At 48.7% G+C, this 22151-nt stretch carries 26 protein-coding genes; 2 read left to right on the top strand and 24 right to left on the bottom strand.

Annotation, left to right across the window (positions count from 1 at the left end; translation table 11 throughout):
- Positions 1-30 precede the first annotated feature (30 nt).
- The 17 genes from CCE91_RS02860 to CCE91_RS02785 all read right to left on the bottom strand — a co-directional run bounded on the left by CCE91_RS02860 (position 31) and on the right by CCE91_RS02785 (position 15794).
- Positions 31-552, bottom strand: a complete 522-nt coding sequence (locus CCE91_RS02860) for a hypothetical protein (RefSeq protein ID WP_086433749.1) — start codon at positions 550-552, stop codon at positions 31-33.
- Between the two features lie 78 nt (positions 553-630).
- The gene (locus tag CCE91_RS02855; RefSeq protein WP_086433748.1) at positions 631-1122 is read right to left on the bottom strand and encodes a S8 family serine peptidase; all 492 of its coding nucleotides are present in this window, start codon (positions 1120-1122) and stop codon (positions 631-633) included.
- 26 nt (positions 1123-1148) lie between these two features.
- The gene (locus CCE91_RS02850) at positions 1149-3416 is read right to left on the bottom strand and encodes a S8 family serine peptidase (RefSeq protein WP_086433747.1); all 2268 of its coding nucleotides are present in this window, start codon (positions 3414-3416) and stop codon (positions 1149-1151) included.
- Positions 3417-3809: 393 nt separating this feature from the next.
- On the bottom strand, positions 3810-5252 hold the full coding sequence (gene der, locus CCE91_RS02845; RefSeq protein WP_086433746.1) for a ribosome biogenesis GTPase Der: 1443 nt from the start codon (positions 5250-5252) through the stop codon (positions 3810-3812).
- Positions 5253-5276: 24 nt separating this feature from the next.
- Entirely contained in the window at positions 5277-6527 is a 1251-nt protein-coding gene (bamB, locus tag CCE91_RS02840) for an outer membrane protein assembly factor BamB (RefSeq protein ID WP_086433745.1), read from the bottom strand.
- A complete protein-coding gene (locus tag CCE91_RS02835; RefSeq protein ID WP_086433744.1) occupies positions 6524-7159 on the bottom strand; it encodes a YfgM family protein in 636 nt (211 codons plus the stop codon). Before CCE91_RS02835 ends, bamB begins: the two co-directional genes overlap by 4 nt.
- A 15-nt stretch (positions 7160-7174) precedes the next feature.
- Positions 7175-8458 (bottom strand): histidine--tRNA ligase, encoded by a 1284-nt coding sequence (hisS, locus tag CCE91_RS02830; protein WP_086433743.1) that lies wholly within the window; start codon positions 8456-8458, stop codon positions 7175-7177.
- 59 nt (positions 8459-8517) lie between these two features.
- Positions 8518-9630 (bottom strand): flavodoxin-dependent (E)-4-hydroxy-3-methylbut-2-enyl-diphosphate synthase, encoded by a 1113-nt coding sequence (gene ispG / locus CCE91_RS02825; RefSeq protein WP_086433742.1) that lies wholly within the window; start codon positions 9628-9630, stop codon positions 8518-8520.
- Between the two features lie 29 nt (positions 9631-9659).
- On the bottom strand, positions 9660-10769 hold the full coding sequence (locus CCE91_RS02820; RefSeq protein WP_086433741.1) for a RodZ domain-containing protein: 1110 nt from the start codon (positions 10767-10769) through the stop codon (positions 9660-9662).
- Complete coding sequence (gene pilW / locus CCE91_RS02815) at positions 10766-11536, bottom strand: type IV pilus biogenesis/stability protein PilW (RefSeq protein WP_086433740.1); 771 nt, start codon at positions 11534-11536, stop codon at positions 10766-10768. Before pilW ends, CCE91_RS02820 begins: the two co-directional genes overlap by 4 nt.
- A gap of 46 nt (positions 11537-11582) precedes the next feature.
- Positions 11583-12719: a bifunctional tRNA (adenosine(37)-C2)-methyltransferase TrmG/ribosomal RNA large subunit methyltransferase RlmN gene (locus tag CCE91_RS02810; protein WP_086433739.1), complete on the bottom strand. Its 1137-nt coding sequence runs from the start codon at positions 12717-12719 to the stop codon at positions 11583-11585.
- A gap of 139 nt (positions 12720-12858) precedes the next feature.
- On the bottom strand, positions 12859-13290 hold the full coding sequence (gene ndk / locus CCE91_RS02805; RefSeq protein ID WP_086433738.1) for a nucleoside-diphosphate kinase: 432 nt from the start codon (positions 13288-13290) through the stop codon (positions 12859-12861).
- Between the two features lie 172 nt (positions 13291-13462).
- Positions 13463-14251, bottom strand: coding sequence for a class I SAM-dependent methyltransferase (locus CCE91_RS02800; protein ID WP_086433737.1), 789 nt, complete (start codon positions 14249-14251; stop codon positions 13463-13465).
- 200 nt (positions 14252-14451) lie between these two features.
- Complete coding sequence (locus CCE91_RS12255; protein WP_157984143.1) at positions 14452-14604, bottom strand: hypothetical protein; 153 nt, start codon at positions 14602-14604, stop codon at positions 14452-14454.
- A gap of 201 nt (positions 14605-14805) precedes the next feature.
- Positions 14806-15030 carry a hypothetical protein gene (locus tag CCE91_RS02795; RefSeq protein WP_086433736.1) on the bottom strand — a complete coding sequence of 75 codons (225 nt, stop codon included), beginning with the start codon at positions 15028-15030 and terminating at the stop codon, positions 14806-14808.
- A gap of 82 nt (positions 15031-15112) precedes the next feature.
- Positions 15113-15430 (bottom strand): hypothetical protein, encoded by a 318-nt coding sequence (locus CCE91_RS02790; RefSeq protein ID WP_126797178.1) that lies wholly within the window; start codon positions 15428-15430, stop codon positions 15113-15115.
- A gap of 181 nt (positions 15431-15611) precedes the next feature.
- Entirely contained in the window at positions 15612-15794 is a 183-nt protein-coding gene (locus CCE91_RS02785; protein ID WP_086433734.1) for a hypothetical protein, read from the bottom strand.
- 102 nt (positions 15795-15896) lie between these two features.
- Between CCE91_RS02785 and CCE91_RS02780 the strand changes: the two genes are divergently transcribed.
- Together CCE91_RS02780 and msrA are read left to right on the top strand one after the other, a co-directional pair.
- The gene (locus CCE91_RS02780; protein WP_086433733.1) at positions 15897-16184 is read left to right on the top strand and encodes a CopG family ribbon-helix-helix protein; all 288 of its coding nucleotides are present in this window, start codon (positions 15897-15899) and stop codon (positions 16182-16184) included.
- 82 nt (positions 16185-16266) lie between these two features.
- Positions 16267-16797, top strand: a complete 531-nt coding sequence (msrA, locus tag CCE91_RS02775; protein WP_086433732.1) for a peptide-methionine (S)-S-oxide reductase MsrA — start codon at positions 16267-16269, stop codon at positions 16795-16797.
- Positions 16798-16833: 36 nt separating this feature from the next.
- Here the strand turns inward: msrA and fdx are convergent, their stop codons facing one another.
- Genes fdx through iscR form a run of 7 tightly spaced genes read right to left on the bottom strand, consistent with a single transcriptional unit; the run spans position 16834 to position 22118 of the window.
- The gene (gene fdx, locus CCE91_RS02770) at positions 16834-17172 is read right to left on the bottom strand and encodes an ISC system 2Fe-2S type ferredoxin (RefSeq protein ID WP_086433731.1); all 339 of its coding nucleotides are present in this window, start codon (positions 17170-17172) and stop codon (positions 16834-16836) included.
- 32 nt (positions 17173-17204) lie between these two features.
- Entirely contained in the window at positions 17205-19067 is a 1863-nt protein-coding gene (gene hscA, locus CCE91_RS02765) for a Fe-S protein assembly chaperone HscA (protein ID WP_086433730.1), read from the bottom strand.
- A gap of 24 nt (positions 19068-19091) precedes the next feature.
- The gene (gene hscB / locus CCE91_RS02760) at positions 19092-19613 is read right to left on the bottom strand and encodes a co-chaperone HscB (protein ID WP_086433729.1); all 522 of its coding nucleotides are present in this window, start codon (positions 19611-19613) and stop codon (positions 19092-19094) included.
- A 13-nt stretch (positions 19614-19626) separates the two neighbouring features.
- Positions 19627-19950, bottom strand: coding sequence for an iron-sulfur cluster assembly protein IscA (gene iscA, locus CCE91_RS02755; protein WP_086433728.1), 324 nt, complete (start codon positions 19948-19950; stop codon positions 19627-19629).
- 23 nt (positions 19951-19973) lie between these two features.
- Complete coding sequence (gene iscU, locus CCE91_RS02750; protein WP_086433727.1) at positions 19974-20357, bottom strand: Fe-S cluster assembly scaffold IscU; 384 nt, start codon at positions 20355-20357, stop codon at positions 19974-19976.
- Positions 20358-20414: 57 nt separating this feature from the next.
- Positions 20415-21629, bottom strand: coding sequence for an IscS subfamily cysteine desulfurase (locus tag CCE91_RS02745; protein WP_086433726.1), 1215 nt, complete (start codon positions 21627-21629; stop codon positions 20415-20417).
- Between the two features lie 18 nt (positions 21630-21647).
- A complete protein-coding gene (gene iscR / locus CCE91_RS02740) occupies positions 21648-22118 on the bottom strand; it encodes a Fe-S cluster assembly transcriptional regulator IscR (RefSeq protein ID WP_086433725.1) in 471 nt (156 codons plus the stop codon).
- Between the last annotated feature and the right edge of the window lie 33 nt (positions 22119-22151).

Genomic DNA, 22151 nt, shown 5'->3' with positions numbered 1-22151 from the left:
AAATTTGTTTTTCGCCTTTATTACTTGAGTTTAATGGAGTTCAGCCCCTGGCATACACATACCACTATTTAGCGCGATATTTGGCTCCGGAAGCATTTCACAAATGGAAATCTGGCCTTGTTGTTCGTTCAGTATTTTATGCATGCGATTGTATTCTTCAACCGCCGGTAGCAACTTAGTTTCATCGGTTGTTTCCGTGGAATAAATTACGTAGCGTTCAGGGCCACCGCAAGGTCTGGAGCCCAGGCCTACTAACTTGCATTGCGTTATGTCGCTGGCTCTGGGTGGCCGAATAATATCACGAATTTGTTGACGCTTTTCAGCCAGTTCCTGTTCGGTTACTTGCTGTTCTTGTTGGTCGTCAGCACCCGTCATTTCTGTGCCTTGCTCGCCTGCTGAGCTCCCTGCCTCTGAGCTCTGTTCATCTGAACTTAACTCCTGCTCATCCTGCTGCTGAGTTGGTTCGCTTTGTTCGTTACAGGCGCTCAGCATAAAAACTGAGGCGAACGCCAGCAAGCTAAGTTTGATATTGGCTGTCATATTAATTTTCATAATTTGCTTTCCTTAAATGAAAAAGGCCTGACCCCAGTTTAACACCAGAATCAGGCCTTATATTCACTTCAATACGAATTAACGTTTAATAACGTGTAACTCGTTCAGCGGTTCAACAACTTCTATGCGAGCTGCACGAACCTTTCCGCTTGCGCGTAATTGCTCAACTAACGCATTTAAGTCAGCACCTTCTGGTGCTTGTAATACGCCTAAGCCAACACGAGAATCCTGGCTAACAATAGTCAGACCAAATTCTTCTGCAATGGCTGCCAAGCTGCTCTCGCCGGCTAACACAGTCACGTTACCACTAATAGTGGCTACGTTACGGGTTACCTCGTTATACACTTGAACACCACCAGAAAGCTTAGGTGCTTCAACGCTCGCGCCATCTTTCATCATGCGGTAAGTTCCGAACGCACGTTCGTTGCCTACCGATGCCGGACGCTCAGCCTTTGCAACGCTGTTCTGACTATTGCTGTTCAGGCGGATATCGCCAGCTTGATCCTGAGCGATAACAGAACCTGTCATCAATAAACCTGATGCGGCTAAAGCCATGATTGTTAATTTCATAATTTATTCTCCTTTAACCTTGTAAATTAATGACCAAACAGACGGACATTAACCTGATCTACAAGGCTGTTTTCCGCATTATTTAGATACACACCACGATCCTGACCATTCGTATCTAACACACGAACTGTCCAAGTACCGGCAGACGACTCACCTAAAAACGCGTTGGTTAGCAACGGGCTGCTTGGATGATAAATCGCTTCCAAAGTACCGCCCAGAGCGCCTAAACCAAAGTACGCACCTAGCGATGTACGCGAGGTTGCAATCACTGACGTCGTGCCCGCCGGAGAAGTTACTTCAATAGCAATATCCGAACCTGCGGTAGTACCTGAGATAACACCGTTGTATGCATCTTCCATTGCTGGGTTGGTTACTGACAAGGCAAATTGTACGCCCTCAATGGTCAGGTCTTCTTCAACAGTAATTTCAATTGAAGTACCTTCGGCATTGTTGTCTGGTACAGCTACTGGAGTTTCCAGTACAGTTTCCAGCCAATCAGTTTCAACCAGTTCTGGTAGTTCGACCGAACCTGACATAGCAAGTTCAACTGCCGCACCGGCGTTCGGGCGACCAAAGCCATATAAGTTGTTGAAGCTATAACCAGCAGCGTTTTCTACCCAACCTTGGTGAGCAACAAACACGTCTTCACCAATAGTTAGTTCAACTGGAGCGTCGTCAGGAGCAACCTGGGTTGCAGTGCTTGCCAGAATGTAGCGAATTTCACGCCAGTTTAAATCTGGATTTGCTTCAGCAATCAAGTTAACCACACCAGAAGTGTTTGGTGCAGCTGACGAAGTACCATTAAAGGTGCTGGTATAGTTACAGCTTAAGTTATTGTCGTTCAAATCACCCATAGGGTTGTTGAACGGGTAAACGCGGGCATGGAAGTTTTCAACACCCAAACTATCTAGAAATGCGCCGTTTACGGCACGGAAACTGTCATAAGCAGCCCAACCTGAGTAGCCACGTGTACAAGTAGTTTGGTCCGTGGTCACCATCGCTGGTTCAAAGGTTCCGAATTCACCAGCAGGAGCCGCAACTAACAGGTTAGAACCTGACGTTGAATAGCTCGTGTGGTTACCGTCGGAGTTAACTGCACCAATTGATAGCGTGTAGAAATTGGCGTTACTTGGATCCCAGTTACCGTCATAACAACCAAGAACACGACGCGCTCCCTCAACTACACCAGCCTGCTGTGCGTCACACAGTTGGTTACCTTCAGGCCAGTTACCTGAACTAATAAACGCATTACCGGCTGACTTAATATTCAACGCACCTAAACCGTTACGTAACTGGGTAGATGGGTAACTAACGATAGCTTCATCAATAGGGTCGGTGTCAAAAATTACCGGAGCAGTAATACCGTAGCTACGGTTAAAGGTAACAACGTTGTCGCTAGCGCCAATACCAGAACCAGCCATACCATGAACCATCATAAAGTTACGGTCTGTTTGTGTACCAGCTCCGCCCAAATAGTTCATACCAATCAGGCCTGCGTTAGGAGACACACCGCGACCACCTAAGCCATTCCAGCCTTCAGCAGCAATCAAACCAGAAACTGAAGTACCGTGGTCACCGCCATTACCTAATACGGTAGGGTCAGTACGATCTACAGCATCAGGAATCAGGTTTATTGAGCGGCCTGGCAGCACGTTCGATTGCAGGTCTTCATGGTCAATAGCCAAACCTTGGTCAACTACCACCGAGATAGAGCCCTGACCGGTAATACCACGTTGATAAGCACCAGCAACGTTCAAGTCTTCACCTGGAACCAGAATACTGTCGTCAAAAAAGAAAACTGCTTCAGCTTCTTCTTGAGTCCAACCCTGAGCAACACGAAGATCTATGTATGCTTCGTAAACCGAGTCCGCCATGGCAAAACCAGTTTGTCCGGTGTTACGTAAGTGCCACTGTTGGTCAGCTAGTGGATCGCCGTTCACAGTCTCAACGGTCACTGTTTCTGTAGTCGTTAATTCACCATCGCTTACTTCAATAGTGATTACCGCTGCTTCAGCGCGAATTGGCGTGTATACGAAGCTGCCATCGCCGCTAATTTCTACTGTACCTGGTGCTGTTTCGGCACCTTCAGCTGAGGCTACCGTAGCCGAGTAGGTTAAGTCGTCGCCGTTGGCGTCGGTTGCTGTTACCTGACCCTGAATTGGCATCCACTGGTTACCTTCAGCAGCAATTGACGCTGAAACTTCCGGTGCATAATTATCATCACTGCCACAGGCGGTTAAGCCCAGTACAAGCGCAGCTGATAATGCCGTTAATTTAAATTGTTTAGTTGGCATTGTTATATCATCCTATTGTTCAATTAATACCACTCACTACATTCTTCAAACACTAAAAAGATGTGAGCAACTTTTATATTTACTTAGCAAATAAAACTAGACTTCCCAGTCACCACTTACGAAAAATTCGCGGGTTCACTAAAAGGCAGTATTGAGCTTGCTCACCCGTTACACTTGTGTAACATCTGCACATAGCTAATAACGGATCGGAACCGATGCTACTTAATTTTTTTTAACATTGAAAGCACGAATTCATCATATTTTTAACAAATATGACTGTTTAGGTTTTGTAAGGCGTAAACAAAAAAGGCCAGACGCTTGTCTGGCCCTTATTGCAATAGGACTTGTACACATTCAGCCGTAAATCAACTCGAAACACTTTGTAACTTCTTGTTACTTCTTTTTAATGAATTTCAGCAGGCGTTTGCGCTTGCGTTCCTGCGTTAAGGTAAGTTTGTTCTTTTTACCAGCAAACGGATTCACAGATTCACGGAACTCAATTTTAATTGGCGTACCCATTACCCGCATGGCTTTGCGGAAATAGTTAATCAAATAGCGTTGATAAGAACCCGGCAGGTGCTCTACCTGGTTGCCGTGAATAATTACCCGTGGCGGGTTGTAGCCACCAGCATGCGCATACTTCAGCTTCACCCGACGACCACGCACCAATGGTGGCTGGTGCTCGTCTTGCGCCATTTCCATAATCTTGGTTAGTTGTGCAGTGTTAATTCGGCGGGTAGCGCTGTCGTAGGCTTCCAGTACCGACTCAAACAGGTTGCCAACGCCGGTGCCGTGCAATGCGGAAATAAAGTGCAGGCGAGCAAAATCTACAAAGCCTAAGCGGCGATCCAGCTCGCGCTTAATTTCGTCTTTGTGATCACTGCGCAGGCCATCCCATTTATTGACTGCCAGTACTATAGAGCGACCCGCATTTAAGGCATAACCAATCAGGTTTAAGTCCTGGTCGGAAATGGTTTCGCGGGCATCTACCACACAAATAACCACGTTGGCGTCTTCAATAGCCTGCAGGGTTTTCACCACTGAGAATTTTTCAACGGTTTCGTCAATTTTGCCGCGGCGACGTACGCCGGCAGTATCAATTAAGATGTACTCACGGCCATCGCGTTGCATGGGAATATAAACCGAGTCACGGGTGGTTCCCGGCATGTCGTACACCACCACTCGCTCTTCGCCCAGAATGCGGTTGATCAACGTAGATTTGCCCACGTTGGGCCGACCAACAATGGCCAGTTTTAATGGCAGCGCTTCGTAGTCAATTTCGTCGTGCGCTAAGTCTTCACTGGCTGGGGTTTCGGTGTTTGACGCCAGCACTTCCGGATACGCCTCGGCCAAGGGGCCTAAGGTTAATTCCAGCAGTTGCTCAACGCCACGACCGTGCGCTGCCGCAATGGGGTATATTTCGCCCAGCGACAAGCTGTAAAAGTCTGCCGAGGCGGCTACGGCATCAATGCCGTCTACTTTATTACATACCACGAAGGTTTTTTTGTTTTGCTTACGCAGGTGTTTGGCAATGGCATCGTCAGCTACGGTAACACCGTCGCGGGCGTCTACCAGAAACAACACCACGTCGGCTTCAGTAATAGCTTGCAGCGACTGCCCGGCCATTTCTAAATCAATGCCTTCTTCGTCGCCGTTAATACCACCGGTATCAATCACAATAAACTGATAGCCGTCGTAATTGGCCTGACCGTACTTGCGGTCACGCGTTAACCCCGGAAAGTCAGCAACTAACGCGTCACGAGTACGCGTTAGCCGATTGAATAAGGTTGATTTGCCGACATTTGGACGCCCGACTAGGGCTACAACGGGTAACATGGCCGTTTCTATCCTTTTGGAGTTTTAAGGTTTTACTTTTACCAGACTGCCATCGCGCAGTTGCATATAAAGCATATTGTTGTGTTCAAGTGCTGGCACATAAGCACCGTCACCATCTAATTCAAGACGGCCCTGAATTTCACCTGAACTGCGGTTTAACCAATGGAAGTAGCCTTCAAAGTCGCCTACCACCACAAATTCACCGCTTACTGTTGGCGCCGTTAACTGGCGGCCATACAATTCAGATGAACTCCAGATTTCGGTACCTGAGCTACGCTCAATGGCATGCACGTGGCTTTGGTCGTCGGTTACGTAAATAGCTAAGGCGGTAACCGCCAGGCTCTGGTACGACGAATATTTGCGCTGCCAGATAATTCTGCCGTTAGACAGCTCTACGGCACTCAACTGACCGTTAAACGCGATGGTATAAATAGTGCCACCGAAAATAATCGGCTTGGTGTCTACATCCACCAAACGCTCTAGCTCGGTGCTGCCACGCGGTTTCGCAATCGGGGTTTCCCAGGCTCGTTGACCGTTTTCTAGAATAGCCACGGTAAGCTTGCCGCTATTGGTACCAAATACAGCACCACCACTGGCAATACTAGGTGCAGAACTACCACGCAAGGTAAGCGTTGGTACTTCCATTTGAATTTCCCAGCGTTGCTTACCAGTGTCGGCATTTAACCCAACCAGGCTACCAGACGAGGTATGCACTACTACCATGCCCTCGCCTACGGCAGGGTCAGCCAGCACTTCACCAGCTACTTTTTGTTGCCAGAGCAGTTCGCCGGTGGTTGCATTTAACGCACCCACTTCACCGTTTTCAGTACCGAAATACAGGTTACCCGAATTAGCTACTAAGCCACCGGAAATACGCGCAGTGTCAGCTTTGCCTGGCACTTTCCAACCACTATTTTCAGAGGTTAAGTTCATGCGCCACTTAGTTTTGCCCGTGTCCACATGCATTGACTTGATCACGCCTTCACGGTCAGCTGCAATAATATGATCGCCAACCACTACCGGACCAAGCCGAGAGAAATAATGCTCAACGCCGTCGCCTACGCTTTCATCCCATTCCACTGATGGCTTTATTTGCTCATCAATAGGCTGAAGTTCGGCCCAGGTAATTTCGTCGGTAGAAAAAATAGAACAAGCCGACAAGCTCACCGCCGCAGTACCTACTGCTAAGGCTTTGCCAATGCGAGTTAACAGCGGCGTGATGCCACTGGCTGAGTTGTTCGGCTGTTGTTGCAAATGTTGCCCAATAAATGTCATGAAGCCACTGCCAGATTTTGTAATTTAAGTTTTGCGGTGCTTGAACCGGCCATGCTGGCTGCAGTGTCTTCGTCTACAGCTAACTGATAGGCCGCACGCGCACCCTCGATGTCGCCTGTTTCGACCAGCACATCGCCGCGCAGTTCAGCCACTACCGCAGTAAAACTTGCCGGCTTGTCAGTTGCCAGTGCCGTCAACGCCGCATCATATTGCTGTTGCGCCAGTAAAACCCGCGCCTGACGGATGTCGGCAATAGCACGAAGTTCTGGTTCAGCGTTGTCACGCACTTGTTGTAACGCACTTACTGCAGTGGCTAAGTCGCCATTATTCACAGCTTCACGAGCCAACTGAAACGCAGTCAGTTGCGCATAAGTGGTGTCGCCTTTCTCATTAATAAACGCCTGTGCGTTTTCAACGGCTACCGCTTCATCACCGGCTTCGTTGCTATCAAACTGTGCGGTTACCTGATTAAAGCGCTCAGAGGCTGCTTCTTTCGCTTCAGTTACTGAAGCGTCGTAGTAACGCCAGCCGTAAAATAAACCAAAACCGATAACGGCGCCGGCAACCAGGCCTTTACCATGCTCATTCCAGAATTCCTTCAGGCGTTCTACTTGTTGATCTTCAGTTTCCACGTGCCTAATCCTTCTTTAAGATTTTTCTGCAATTGTTGCGGTTAAATACTCAACCAGCTGCTGCCAGCTAACACTTTTCTGACCGGTCTGGTCACGCAATGGTTTCACTGTGTAGCTACTGTTTTCAAGCTCGCTGTCACCAATAATCACGGCTACTGCGGCCCCTGATTTATCGGCTTTCTTCATTTGTTTCTTCATGTTGCCGCCACCGCAGTGCATCAGCACCCGTACGTTCGGTAATTCAGAGCGCAAGCGCTCGGCAACATCAACACCGGCTAGTTCCGCGGCTTCACCCATAAGGGCAACATACACATCGGCACTGGCCTGAGATTTAATTTTATTCTGGCTTTCCAGCAACAATACCAGCCGCTCCAGCCCCATGGCGAAACCTACTGCTGGTGTCGCTTTACCACCTAGTTGCTCAACCAGACCGTCGTAACGGCCACCGGCACATACTGTACCTTGCGCACCCAACTCGGTAGTTACCCATTCAAACACGGTGCGGTTGTAATAATCCAGCCCGCGCACCAAACGTTCGTTCAAAGTGTACTTAATACCGGCGGTATCCAGTCGTTTACACAACTGCGAAAAATGTTCGCGGGACTCGTCGTCCCAGTATTCTGACAGCTGCGGTGCATTCACCAGTATGGCCTGCATATCCGGGTTTTTGCTGTCCAGAATACGTAGTGGATTGCTCTGCAAACGGCGCTTGCTGTCTTCGTCCAGCACTTCTTCATGCTGACTTAAATAAGTGCGCAGCGCATCGCGATAGGTTGCCCGGGCTTCGTTTGAGGCCAGCGAGTTCAGTTGCAACTCAACCTGATCGGCAATACCAAACTCGCGCCACAGGCGCGCGGTTAGCAAAATAATTTCGGCATCAATGTCGGCGTCTGGCAAGCCAAAAGCTTCCAGGCCAAACTGATGAAACTGACGGTAGCGACCTTTTTGCGGACGCTCGTGGCGGAACATTGGGCCCATGTACCACAACCGCTGTGTTTGGTTATACAGCAACCCGTGCTCGTTACCGGCACGCACACAGCTGGCGGTTCCTTCCGGACGCAGCGTCAGGCTGTCGCCGTTGCGGTCGTCAAAGGTGTACATTTCTTTTTCAACAATGTCGGTTACTTCGCCAATAGAGCGTTTAAATAAATCAGTGCTCTCTACAATAGGCATACGAATTTCTTCGTAACCATAGCTGGCGGCCACCTGCCGCAACACGGCTTCAACCTGCTGCCAGGCCGGGCTTTGCTGCGGTAAAATGTCGTTCATACCACGAATTGCTTGGATTGTTTTTGCCACGTCAAACTACCATTTACAGTGGAATACTAAGAATGTAAGCCGCATAGTATACCGCAGCTTTACAATGGCTTCACAGGAATCTGCTCAGCCTGCAGTTGTTTTACTTTGGCGCGGATTCTAGCTTCTAGTTGATCAACTAAATCGTTGTTGTCTAAACGCTCTTTCTGGCGCTCGCCATTTACATACAAACCGCTTTTATTTTTGGCGCCAGCTAAGCCTACATGGGAGATCAGCGCTTCGCCCGGGCCATTCACCACACACCCAATAATGGACACGTCCATGGCCGTGGTTACGTCTTCCAGGCGTTCTTCCAGCTCATTGACGGTGGAAATAACATCGAATTCCTGCCGTGAACAACTTGGGCAGGCAATAAAGTTAATACCACGGCTACGAATGCGCAGTGACTTCAGAATATCGAAGCCTACTTTGATTTCTTCTACCGGGTTAGCCGCCAGCGACACGCGCAAGGTGTCACCAATGCCTTCGGCCAGCAACATGCCTAAACCAATAGCCGACTTCACCGAACCACTGCGCAGGCCGCCAGCTTCGGTAATACCTAAGTGCAGCGGTTGTTCAATTTGTTTTGCCAGCAAGCGGTAAGACTCAACCGCTAAAAATACGTCGGAGGCTTTTACGCTTACTTTGAAGTCCTGAAAATTCAGACGGTCAAGAATGTCGACGTGACGCATAGCGGATTCAAACAAGGCTTGCGGATTTGGCTCACCGTATTTTTCCTGCAGGTCTTTTTCTAATGAGCCGCCGTTTACGCCAATACGAATCGGAATGTTTTTATCACGGGCGGCGTCTACCACACTGCGAATACGTTGCTCGTTACCAATGTTGCCCGGGTTAATACGCAGGCAATCAACGCCGTATTCGGCCACTTTCAGGGCAATGCGGTAGTCAAAGTGGATGTCGGCAACCAGTGGCACACTGCACTGTTGTTTGATTTTCTTGAAGGCTTCGGCAGCGTCCATGGTAGGCACTGAAACCCGCACAATGTCGGCACCCGCTGCGGCAATAGCATTCACCTGCGCAACGGTGGCGGCAACATCGGTGGTTTCAGTATTGGTCATAGACTGCACCGCTATTGGCGCACCATCGCCGATAGGCACGTTACCCACGTATATGCGACGTGACGGGCGACGTTTAATTGGACTTTCGTGCATCATGACTGCTACTCAACTTATTGCTAAAAATATTACTGGGGCAGCGTGAAACTTGCTGCCCGGCCAGAACGGAACTGGCTCATGTCTACCGATTCACCACGGAAACGAATGCTCACCACTTCAGGCGCACCCAAAGTAATGTTGTAAGGCGCTTCACCTTCTAATGGCATTTCATAACCTGCTGGCTTCACGCCAAAGGCAATGGTTTCGCCGGTGGCGTCTTCAACTTTCACCCAGCAATCACCACCGAATATTAAAACCAGTTCAGCGTTGGTTGCTTCAGCACTTTCGCTGGCAGTTGCCTGCGCGGCTGGTTCGTTAGCCGGCTGTGGAGCTGCCGCTACTGGCTCAGATTGTGTTTGGTCTTCTGCTGGTTGGTCTGCAGTTTGCGGCTCTGGCCGATTTGCTTCTGGCTCTGGCTCAGATTCAACCGGCAATTGCGTAATTTCTTCAACATCGGCACCGCTCACTTCCGCAGCAGGTTCCGGGTGTGTAGAGCTAAGCGCCGTGGAAACATCGGCAGAACTTACTTCGTCTTCACGCAAAGGTTCTGCTGAGTTAGCCTGACTGCGCTGAGCAGCCGCCGCAGACTCATCGGCAGCGTCTTGCAGTTCATCGGGGCGCATGGCGGCGCTGGTGCGACCGCTATTCGTGCTCACTGCTTCACCATTACCGCTGTCGGCACCAAACTGAAAATCAGGTTCCTGCCACCACCAGATAAAAGCCAGGCCAATGACCAAAACTAAAATGGCGTAGCTTACGAACATAAGGCGGTTGTCGTTTTCCTGATGTGCTTTGCGTCGTGAGAAGCTTTGCATATCAATAGAAACAGGTTCTTCGTAGCCCATGCGGTCGTATGCTGCTAACACTTCAACTTCGTTCAGTTCCAGTGCTTTGGCGTACGAACGCAAATAGCCACGCACGAAGGTGGCGGAATTAAAGGTTTCGTAGTCGTCTTCTTCAATCAGCTCAATAATTTGCAAACGCAAACGTAAGCGATCGGCAATATCACGTAGCTCAAGGTTACGCCTCATGCGAGCGGCACGTAGCAGCTCACCTGGCGTAGGACCACTGGCAGGTGGCGGCGTTGAAACCTCGTTTTCGTTATTGTTTTGTTCCGGGTTTTCTTGCTCTGCTGTCATAGTTTTGTTAGCTGTTGGTAGCGTTGTGTTTGGGTGGAATCCGGGTACTGTTGTTCCAGAATTTCACCGTATTGCCGTGCTCGCTCGGGATTACCAAGGGCGCGGGATAATTGTACTTCTAACCATAAATACTGTGCACTAAGTTGCGGCTGTCGAGCGCGTTTGCGCAGCACATCTTGTGCCTGATTCCAACGTTCCAGTTGCAACAATAACCCAGCATAGCGCTCAAGAATAGCGCTATCTTGTGGTGCGTGATTAATCGCCTGCTCAAAATATTGTTGCGCTTGTACAATATTGCCGCTTTCGTAGGCACAGTTTGCCGCATTTTCGTACGTATCGCCAACCCGGAAGTAAGTATTCACCTGCAAGGCCTGACGGAACAGCTTATCAGCCGCTTCATACTCACCAGCTTCACACAGCAAAACCCCGTAGTTATTCATTACGTCGGGGTTATTTGGCGCCAAATTCAGGGCTTGTTCATAATGCCGAACGGCCGCTTCTAAATTTTCGGCACGCTGATAATAATAAGCTAAACCCAATTGCACGTCAGCCGACTTAGGGGCGTATTCGTGCGCTTTCTCTAAATTAAATTTTGCTTGCTCAAAGTCACCCGAGTTCAAATATTCTAAACCAAGTGCCAGCCGTACTTGTGCCGCTTCGGCTGCGTTAAATTTTTGCGCCGGCTGTTGCTCGCCTTTTACCACACGTTGAGACACACAACCGCTAATTAGCAGTGCTGTAATTAGCACAATAAGCAGTTGTTTCATAAGTTTTCCCCGTTGGTACAAGTGGCCGGTGCTACTACCAGCTTAGTTATACGGCTTTTACGCCTATTTCGTCACCGCCGCGCGCTTGCTGCTGACGCTTCAGAATACGTTTGGTACGGTCAATTACATCGCCAACCAACTGACCACAAGCGGCATCAATATCGTCACCGCGAGTCTTCCGAACCATAACCACAAACCCCTTTTCTATCAGAACTTTAGCAAAGCGGTCAATGCGTGAATTACTGGAACGGCCGTAATCTGACCCAGGAAATGGATTAAATGGAATCAGATTTATCTTACTTGGCGTATCTTTCAAGGTTTCTGCCAGCGCATGAGCCTGATCGGTTGAATCATTCACATGATCAATCATCACGTACTCTACTGTGACCTTGTTTTGTGCCTTAGAGTTCTCGACATATTTGCGACTAGACGCCAAAAACTCTTCAATTGGGTACTTTTTATTAATAGGTACTATTTCGTCACGCAGCTTGTTGTCTGGTGCGTGCAATGAAATGGCCAGTGCCACATCAATTTGTTCACGTAGTTTATCAAGTGCAGGAACCACACCTGAGGTGCTTAAGGTAACCCGACGTTTCGACAGGCCAAAGCCCCAGTCATCCAGCATTAACTGCATGGCAGGTACTACGTTGTTCAGGTTCAGCAAGGGTTCGCCCATGCCCATCATAACTACGTTGGTAACAGCTTTTACGCCAGTGTCGCCAGACGCGCCCAGCAGCTGGTTTACCCGCCATACCTGACCAATAATTTCAGCCACGCGTAAATTACGGTTAAAGCCTTGCTGACCAGTAGAACAGAAGGTGCACTCAAGCGCACAACCTACCTGCGAACTAACGCACAAAGTGGCGCGATCTTTTTCCGGAATCCATACGGTTTCTACGTCCTGACCATCAAACAAGGTCATGGCAAACTTAATGGTGCCGTCCGTTGATTGTTGTTGGGTACGTATTTCCGGTGCGCGAATTTCAGCAATGTTCGCCAGCTTGGTACGCAGTGCTTTGTTGAGGTTGGTCATTTGCTCGAAATCGTCAACGCAGAAATGATAAATCCACTTCATGACCTGGTCGGCCCGAAATGGCTTTTCACCTATCTCTTTGAAGAACTCACGAATACCTTCGCGATTCAAATCGAGCAGGTTTACTTTTTTATCAACGGCGTTGGTCATTCAAACCTCAATATCTAACTTATTTACTTAAGCCTTGGTTTAGCTAAGGCTTCTTAACGACAAAAAACGGACACTTTCTGCGGTATTGCTGCCGCGTCCATGCGTCCGTTTTTATCAGTTTACAACTTCGCGCGAAAACTTAGCGTGTGCGTGGGCACAACTCTTCGTCGCTGAAGAAGTAAGCAATTTCACGTCCAGCTGATTCAACCGCGTCTGAACCGTGGACAGCATTTTCGTCGATGGTTTCAGCATAGTCTGCGCGCAAAGTACCTGCCAGTGCTTCGGCTGGATTTGTTGCACCCATGATTTCACGGTGCTTAAGCACAGCATTTTCGCCTTCCAGCGCAGTTACCATGATAGGACCTGAAGTCATGAAGCCAACCAGGGCGCCAAAGAAAGGACGCTCTTTGTGTTCAGCGTAGAAGCCTTCGGCTTGCTCTTTGCTCAGGTGCATCATTTTTGCTGCAACAATACGCAGGCCTGCGCTTTCAAAACGCGAGTAGATGGCGCCAATCAGGTTTTTGCCAACTGCGTCTGGTTTGATCATCGATAACGTACGCTCTAAAGCCATTTTTTTCTCCGTTCCGTGCAGCATTCACTGCTATATCAGAATTGAATAAGTGGGTGATAATTAACGCGCAAATTATACGCGAATTGAACGCAAACCCCAACATAAATGTGTGTTTGGTGGCGTTTGCGTGGAAAAGGTGGGGAGGATGTGTGGAGCCTGGGGGCTGACTCCATCAATAGCTGTACTTCTCTCTAGCCTGAGTCAGATCAAAAGAAATGGGTGACGGTGAATCCGACTGCCGAGCGACAATAAACAATTTGTCGATATCTCCTTTTCTGTGGCCCAGGAAACACCGAACCATGCGGTACCGCTCAATATTAAAATACTTGTTCATGATTTGTATCTTTAATTCCATATCACCATCGTCACCAACGCCACCTTTTCCTTTACCAAAAACGTTGTGGCTCTCAAACAGTAAATATCCGTTTGGCCGTAAAAGCCCCTGACACTTCTGAATGTATGCTTCAAACCCCATATCCAGATTACCATCGATAGTATGATGATTAGAAAAAGACAGGATCACATCAAACTTCTTGTTCGAATCATATGTGGTGAAATCGCTTTCAATAACGTCCACGTTGCTTAGCTTGAAGAAAGCCAATGCATCACGTGCGATGCGATTCAGGTATGGATTTAGCTCGATGGCTGTTACCGATTTTGCTAATTTGGCGCAGTAGATAGACACAAAACCACAGTTACTACCGATATCAAGCACCTCAGCATTCTCAAGAATCTCATCTACTTGATATTGCTTGAACCGAAATCCCGTCGGCTTGGCACCGGTAATACCAAGTTCTTCCAATCCTTGATAAAAATATCCATGAGTATAGTGTTTCGCCCAATTCTTTTTCTGATCACGCAAGTGGCCGCGAAGTTTTCGCTGAATTAACAATGTGCCTTTGAATAAGCCCTTCCAAAAGTCGTAGATTCTAAATCGGGTTGTATATGGGATTCTAAGCATGGTTATAGCCTTATACGTGTTAAGAGGTTGAAAGTATTTTTTTTATGTTACTCCACCATAGATAAATTTATAACTGTCGCAAAAACCACAAGGGTGAAATTCATCATCTATCGCGCCTCTGATATGTGGTGAGGTTGCAGGAAGGACTAGTAGAACTCGTATGAGTAGCCAGCATGTCGCTTAAGAGCTTACTGGCTATCTCACTGATAACTTAATTCCTCAAGAACAATACCGCGGTTCTTATCAATAATTAAGAGAAAGGACTTACCAGCACCAGGCACATTGCTCTTGAGATCCTCACGATTGACTACCCCAACAACCGCAGTTCCATCCTCGTCTGGTAATCGTTCCATGGAAAGACCCCAGTATCATTGACACCCAGACACCTCAAAATGAGGCTTGCTCGAACTGCTCGGGGCTGATGCTGCCATGTATGGCATTAATAACCCCCCCACTAGTAACAACTAAATTCGAACACCTACTTGAGTATATTGTAATCAACTGGATGTTCTGGCCTTGGCTGAAGAGCTTGAGCGAGGCTTTGGATTTAAGATCTACTTTAACTGTAACAGTTCGTTTTTTGCCTTAATGAGTGCTTTGATATATATATCAAACGCTATGGGCTCGCCAAGTACTTGGCCTGCAGGTGCTTCAAAACAAACCCCTTTGGACGGCTCATTAGTAACCAGACCTACGAATATGTCATCAATTGCAACTTCGGCTATCAAATTCTCGTAGTCCAAGTCGCTGCTGACTATTACATCAATTTTACTTGTCACGTTTCGGCTCCAAAAATGTGCTTCGCCTCAACTCACCCAAAGCATAAAAAGTTAGTTATTATTCACACTGTAATTTTTACCACTAAAGCGAGTTGTACATTTTTTCAACTTCAACCCTAATAAATCTTCTTTGGTCATCAACATAAACAAGTATCTGGTGGCGCCCCAAGAATTCAGGTAATTTATCCTCGTTTGGATCCCGAACTTGATATCGACTCTGGTGACGGTCAAAGCCGTAAATCCAACCTTCCTCATTAAAAAAAATTTCGATCTCCCGAGAGCTGCTTCCATCATCTAATCTAGTTGCAACCAAGTCTTCAATCTCTTGTGCTGACGTCATTTGTCCACAACCTGCTAAAACTAGACAAAAAGCTAGCAAAGTTCTCTGCAGTAATTTCATAGTAATCCACACTTTAATTGGAGTTTGTCTCCGATTGTTCCGAATTAGATAACAAGCTGCGATATGCAACTCTGACCTTTCTCCTGTCGTAACATCACGTTTTCAATCAGATTTCACCAACAGATTATGAAAAGCAATTTAAAAAAAACGTCTACTGAGTGTCTAGTGAACTAGTGGCGATTCAGATTGCCACTTCATAGTTGTTGCTCTGCATCATTGAAATACCTGAGCATACCTCATCATTGTACTGCTTCTGATGTGCAACCAACTCGGGAACCTTGCATGACGAGCTCGATTGCCCATCGGCCAAAGCGTTCGGTGCGATCAGTATCTGTAATAACAACAGGTGCAGTAAGTGTTTCATCCAGCAAAATTACCTTCTGTGGCCAGGCTATACAAGAGAAATGGACAGAAATCAGTCTTGGTGCTACATTGCAAGTACAACGTAACACATGAGGATATAGCCGTGAGCGATTCAACCTTCACCATCCGAGTCGATGACACTTTGAAAAGCCAGTTTACCCAAGCTGCAAAATCCCGCGACCGCAGCGGAGCACAGCTTCTTCGGGACTTTATGCGCGAGTTCGTAAAACAACAGCAAGATACGGCTGAATATGACGACTGGTTTCGTCGTGAGGTACAAGCCGGTCTTGATTCGGCCAATGCAGGCAATTTGGTATCAGCAGCCGAAGTAGAAGCTCAGTTTGCAGCCCGGCGTGCAGCTACCCGCCGTCGTATTGAAGATTCTGAATGATCGCTGCGAGTTTGAGTTGCGTTATACAAGTGACTCACGTAGCATACTGCAAATAGATGTTTAGACGTCCAAAAGAGGTTTTATGTCGACGAAAATTACGTTAGCCGGTGGCTGTTTCTGGTGTATTGAATCTGCTTTTAAGCAGGTACGCGGTATTGAGAAAGCGGAATCAGGTTATGCGGGCGGTACAGCGCCGAATCCGAGCTATGAAGAAGTGTGCACAGGTCGTACCGGGCATGCAGAAGTAGTACAACTGACCTTTGCTGAAGATCAAATTAGTGTGCGTGAAATTCTGGAGATTTTCTTTGCGTTGCACGATCCAACTCAGCTGAATCGCCAAGGTAATGATATTGGCACCCAGTATCGCAGCGCGGTGTTTTACCACAATGAAGATCAGGCGGAAGCGGCGCATGCCATTATTGCTGAAATTAATCAGCAGAATACCTGGGACGGTGTGGTGGTAACTGAGGTTGAACCCTTGGATGTGTTCTATTCTGCAGGGGATTATCACGAGGACTACTTTGCGCGTAATCCTGAAAACGCCTATTGCCAGGCGGTGGTATCGCCAAAGCTGGCGAAGTTTCGTAAAACTTTTGCCGACAAGCTGGTGTAAGCCACCAGCTATGCCGACGGAACCACTAACCCGGTGTTAGTGGTTCTCTTTCACCATATTCACGGTGTATTTCGGAATTTCCACTACCAAATCTTCGTTTTTGATAATGGCCTGACAACCCAGGCGTGATTCCGGCTCAAGACCCCAGGCTTTGTCCAGCATGTCGTCTTCCAGCTCGTCGCTTTCATCAAGCGAATCAAAACCTTCCCGAATAACCACATGGCAAGTGGTGCAGGCACAAGATTTTTCGCAGGCATGTTCAATGCCGATGCCGTTTTTCAGCGCCACATCTAAAACAGTTTCGCCTTCAGCGGCTTCCACGGCGGTGCCTTCCGGGCATAAATCGTCGTGTGGAAGGAAAATAATCTGTGGCATTGCGTACTCCTTAAACTAAGTAAAAACGGCCGTTAAATACTGTCTACTGACTTGCCTGATAAGGCATGACGAATGGACTTGTTCATACGGCGCGCAGCAAATTCTTCACTGGCGTTGTCTACGGTTTCAATGGCTTGCTCAATGGCAGCTTTGTCGGTGCCAGCACGGGCTATGCGTAGGGCTTCCATGCTGTCATCCAGTTTAGTGCGTTCGCTTGGTTCCAGCAATTCGCCGTCTGCTGCCAGCGCCTGGCTTAAGGCTTCCAGCACACGGTCGGCTTCCACCTGTTGTTCGCGCAACATACGCGCCGCCATGTCTTCTTTGGCGTTGCTCATGGAGCTTTGAATCATGTCAGCAATGTCGGTGTCGCCTAAGCCGTACGACGGCTTCACCTGAATAGATGCGCTCACGCCACTGGATTTCTCCATAGCCGACACACTCAGCAGGCCATCGGCGTCTACCTGAAAGGTCACGCGAATATGTGCAGCACCGGCTGCCATTGGCGGAATATCCAATAGGTTAAAGCGCGCCAGTGAGCGGCAGTGATCAACTAACTCACGTTCGCCTTGCAGCACGTGAATCATCATGGCGGTTTGGCCATCTTTGAAGGTGGTGAATTCCTGCGCTTTAGCAACCGGAATGGTGGTGTTACGTGGAATAATTTTTTCCACCAATCCACCCATGGTTTCCAGCCCCAGCGACAACGGAATCACGTCTAACAACAGCATGTCTGAATCGGGTTTGTTACCTGCCAGAATGTCTGCCTGAATGGCGGCACCCAGAGCAACTACCTGATCCGGGTCTATGTGCGTGAGTGGCTCTTTACCGAAAAATTCGGCTACCGCAGAGCGTACCTGAGGTACGCGGGTTGACCCACCTACCAGCACTACGTCAATTACTTCGTCGGCAGTTACTTCGGCGTCTTTTAACGCGCGCTTGCAGCTTAGCAGCGTGCGTTTTACTAACGGCGCAATCAGTTCGTTTAACTGATCGCGAGTCAATGTTAGCTGGTAGTCCTGCCCGTTAATAACAATTTGAATGTCAGCACGATTTGAATCGGTCAGGGTTTCTTTGGCTTGGCGGGCGGCGTTAATCAGCTGGCGTTCAATTTTGGCGCTGACCTTGTCGTCAAACCCAAACTCTTGTTTCAGATGATGCACTATAAGCTGGTCGAAGTCGTCGCCACCTAAGGCACTGTCGCCACCGGTAGCTAATACTTCGAACACGCCTTTGTCTAAGCGCAGCAAAGAAATATCAAAAGTACCGCCGCCCAAGTCGTACACGGCAATCAGCCCTTCTCGGCCAGAATCTAAACCATAAGCTACTGCCGCAGCGGTTGGCTCGTTCAACAGGCGTAGTACGTTTAAACCAGCCAGTTGTGCGGCGTCTTTGGTGCTTTGGCGCTGGGCGTCATCAAAGTATGCCGGCACGGTAATAACCACACCGGTAAGCTCGCCACCTAAAGTGGCTTCAGCCCGAGCTGCCAGAGTACGCAGTATGTCGGCTGATACTTGCACGGCGTTGCGCTGGCCACCCGCGGTGTTAAACACAGGTACGCCATTGTCGGTTTCCGACAAGTGATACGGCAAATTCGAGAAATTCTTTTGTACGTCGGCCACGGTACGGCCAATAAAGCGTTTTACCGACACTATGGTGTTCTCGGTGTCGCTGTCAGTTATTGCCAGCGCTTCGTGACCGGTCAGGGTTTGCTCGGCACCGTAGTGCACTACTGACGGCAATATCGGGCGCTGCTGGGCGTCGTTTAACACTTCTGCAGTGCCACTACGCACCGACGCCACCAATGAGTTGGTGGTGCCTAAATCTATTCCGGCCGCTAAGCGATGTTCATGTGGGGCCGTACTTTGGCCAGGTTCCGCAATTTGCAGTAATGCCATGCCGTGGTGCTCTCCTGTCGGTATTTAGTACGCTTGCTCTTCCAGCCGTTCCAGCTCGTTGCGCAATTTATGCATAAATTTCAGTTTGCGAACCACTTCGGTGGCCGCATCGTTGGCGCTGTCAGTTGGCTGTTCTAAGAGTTGTTCGAGTTCGCTCTGCAACGCCGCGGTTTGTTCCAGTAAGTCTTTCTCAGCGCGGCCAATGTCGGCCAATAAGTCGTTGCTGGCGGCTACTTCTTCCAGCCGCTCGCGCCATTCCATTTGCGCCATTAAAAATTCAGGATCGCTAATGGTTTGTTGTTCGTGGCGAATATCAATGCCGCGCAGGGTTAGAATGTACTCCGCGCGGGACAACGGCTTGCGCAAGGTCTGGTAGGCATCATTCAACTGCGCAGTGCGTTGCACGGCACGCAGCTTTTCACGTTCACCGCTGCTGGCAAAACGATCGGGATGCATTGCCTGCTGCAGTTGACGGTAACGCTGTTGTAAATCTGCCGCATCCAGCGTGAACTGTTGCGGCAGATCGAAAAGCTCAAAATGATTCATTCAGTCAGGCCAGTTAGATGTTAAAGCTCTCTCCACAACCGCACTCGCCTTTGGCGTTCGGGTTGTTGAATTCGAAACCTTCGTTCAAACCTTCTTTCACGAAATCCAGTTCGGTTCCGTCCAGGTACACCAGGCTTTTACCGTCAATAATAACGTTAATGCCGTGGGCTTCGAATACGGTATCGCCTTCATCAACAGAGTCTACAAACTCCATTACGTAGGCCAGGCCTGAGCAACCCGTGGTTTTTACACCTAAACGGATGCCAACGCCTGAACCGCGCTTTTCCAAAAACGAACGCGCGCGTGCTGCTGCCGCGTCGGTCATGGTAATCGCCATGCCATTACTCCTTGCGAATGCCGTTACTGTACGTGTCTTTTCTTGTAATCTTCAATAGCTGCTTTAATGGCGTCTTCAGCCAAAATAGAGCAATGAATTTTTACCGGAGGTAACGCCAGCTCTTCTGCAATTTGGGTGTTCTTCAGCTGTGATGCTTCTTCCAGTGACTTGCCTTTTACCCATTCGGTAAGTAGCGAGCTGGAAGCGATAGCTGAACCGCAACCGTAAGTTTTGAACTTGGCGTCTTCAATAATGCCCTGCTCGTTCACTTTAATTTGCAGCTTCATAACGTCGCCGCACGCTGGTGCGCCAACCATGCCGGTGGCAATGCTCGGATCGTTTTTGTCGAAACCGCCAACATTGCGCGGGTTTTCATAATGATCGATTACTTTTTCGCTGTAAGCCATAATAAAGTGCCTCTTTTCGCGTTTGTTCCTGACGTGGAACGTCAGGCTACATATTATTTAATGGGCGGCCCATTCGACTGATTCGAGGTCCACACCTTCTTTAAACATTTCCCATAACGGCGACATGTCACGCAGGCGGCCGATGGATTTCTGTATTTGTTCAATGGCGTAGTCAATTTCTTCTTCTTTGGTAAAGCGACCAAAGCTGAAGCGGATTGAGCTATGCGCCAGTTCGTCGTTACGGCCAATGGCGCGCAATACGTACGACGGTTCCAGGCTGGCTGAAGTACAAGCTGAGCCAGATGAAACGGCTAAGTCTTTCAGTGCCATAATCAGCGACTCGCCTTCAACAAAGTTAAAGCTGATGTTGAAGATATGCGGTACGCCCTGTTCCTGATCACCGTTAATGTAAACTTCTTCAATGTCTTTCACGCCATTCCACAAGCGCTCACGCAACTGATGGAAGCGCTCGGCTTCGGCTGCCATTTCGGCTTTAGCTATACGTGCTGCTTCACCCATACCCACAATTTGGTGGGTTGGCAAGGTGCCTGAACGCATGCCGCGCTCGTGACCGCCGCCGTGCATTTGCGCATTCAAACGTACCCGTGGTTTACGGCGTACATACAAAGCGCCAATGCCTTTCGGACCATACATTTTGTGGCCTGAGAATGACATTAAATCTACTGGTAGCTGCTGCAAATCAATGGCAACTTTGCCTGCGCTTTGCGCTGCATCTACGTGGAAAATCGTTTTGTTTGCGCGGCACAGGTTACCAATAGTTTCGATATCCTGAATCACACCAATTTCGTTGTTCACGTGCATCACGCTAACCAGCACCGTGTCTTCGCGCAGTGCTTGCTTGAACACGTCCAGATCAATCAGACCGTTTTCCTGCACGTCTAAATAAGTTACTTCAAAACCTTCACGCTCTAACTGACGGCAGGTATCAAGCACGGCTTTGTGCTCGGTTTTTACCGTAATCACGTGCTTACCTTTTTTCTGATAGAACTCAGCAGCGCCTTTAATAGCCAGATTGTCTGACTCGGTGGCGCCTGAGGTAAATACGATCTCGCGCGGGTCGGCGTTAATCAAATCAGCGATTTGGTTACGGGCAATATCAATAGCTTCTTCCGCCTGCCAACCGAACCGGTGAGAGCGTGATGCCGGGTTACCATAGTGACCTTCAGGCCCCATGAATTGCATCATTTTTTCTACTACACGCGGGTCTGCCGGAGTGGTTGCCGCGTAATCAAAATAGATGGGTAACTGCATGGTAGTGCTCCTAACGTTCTATAAACAGTTGACGGAAATTTGCTGTGCCCGTTGCGCTTCGTTCTGGCGCTTGGCGACACCGCTAATGTCACTGCTTTGCATTAATTCTCCCAGCGTAATACCGCCGAGGAAATCTTCGATTCGTTCACTTAAGCCTTCCCACAACGAGTGTGTAAGGCAACGTTCGCCACCCTGACAGTCGGCTTTACCCTGGCAACGGGTTGCATCAATAGATTCATCAACCGCCTGAATAACCGAACCCACCGAAATACTGATGGCTTCTTGGCCGAGCCGATAACCGCCGCCTGGACCGCGCACGCTGGTAACTAATCCTTGCTTACGTAAACGCGCGAATAATTGTTCTAAATACGACAGCGAAATTCCTTGCCGCTCGGAAATATCAGCCAGCGGCACGGGGCCATGGTCAGTGTGCAGGGCAACGTCGAGCATGGCAGTTACTGCGTATCGACCTTTCGATGTCAGGCGCATAAGCGAATCTCTTGCGTTGTTAAGTGATTTCTA

This window comes from Pseudidiomarina planktonica (genome assembly GCF_900177775.1).
Lineage (GTDB): Bacteria > Pseudomonadota > Gammaproteobacteria > Enterobacterales > Alteromonadaceae > Pseudidiomarina > Pseudidiomarina planktonica.
This window is presented reverse-complemented; position numbering and strand designations above follow the sequence as displayed.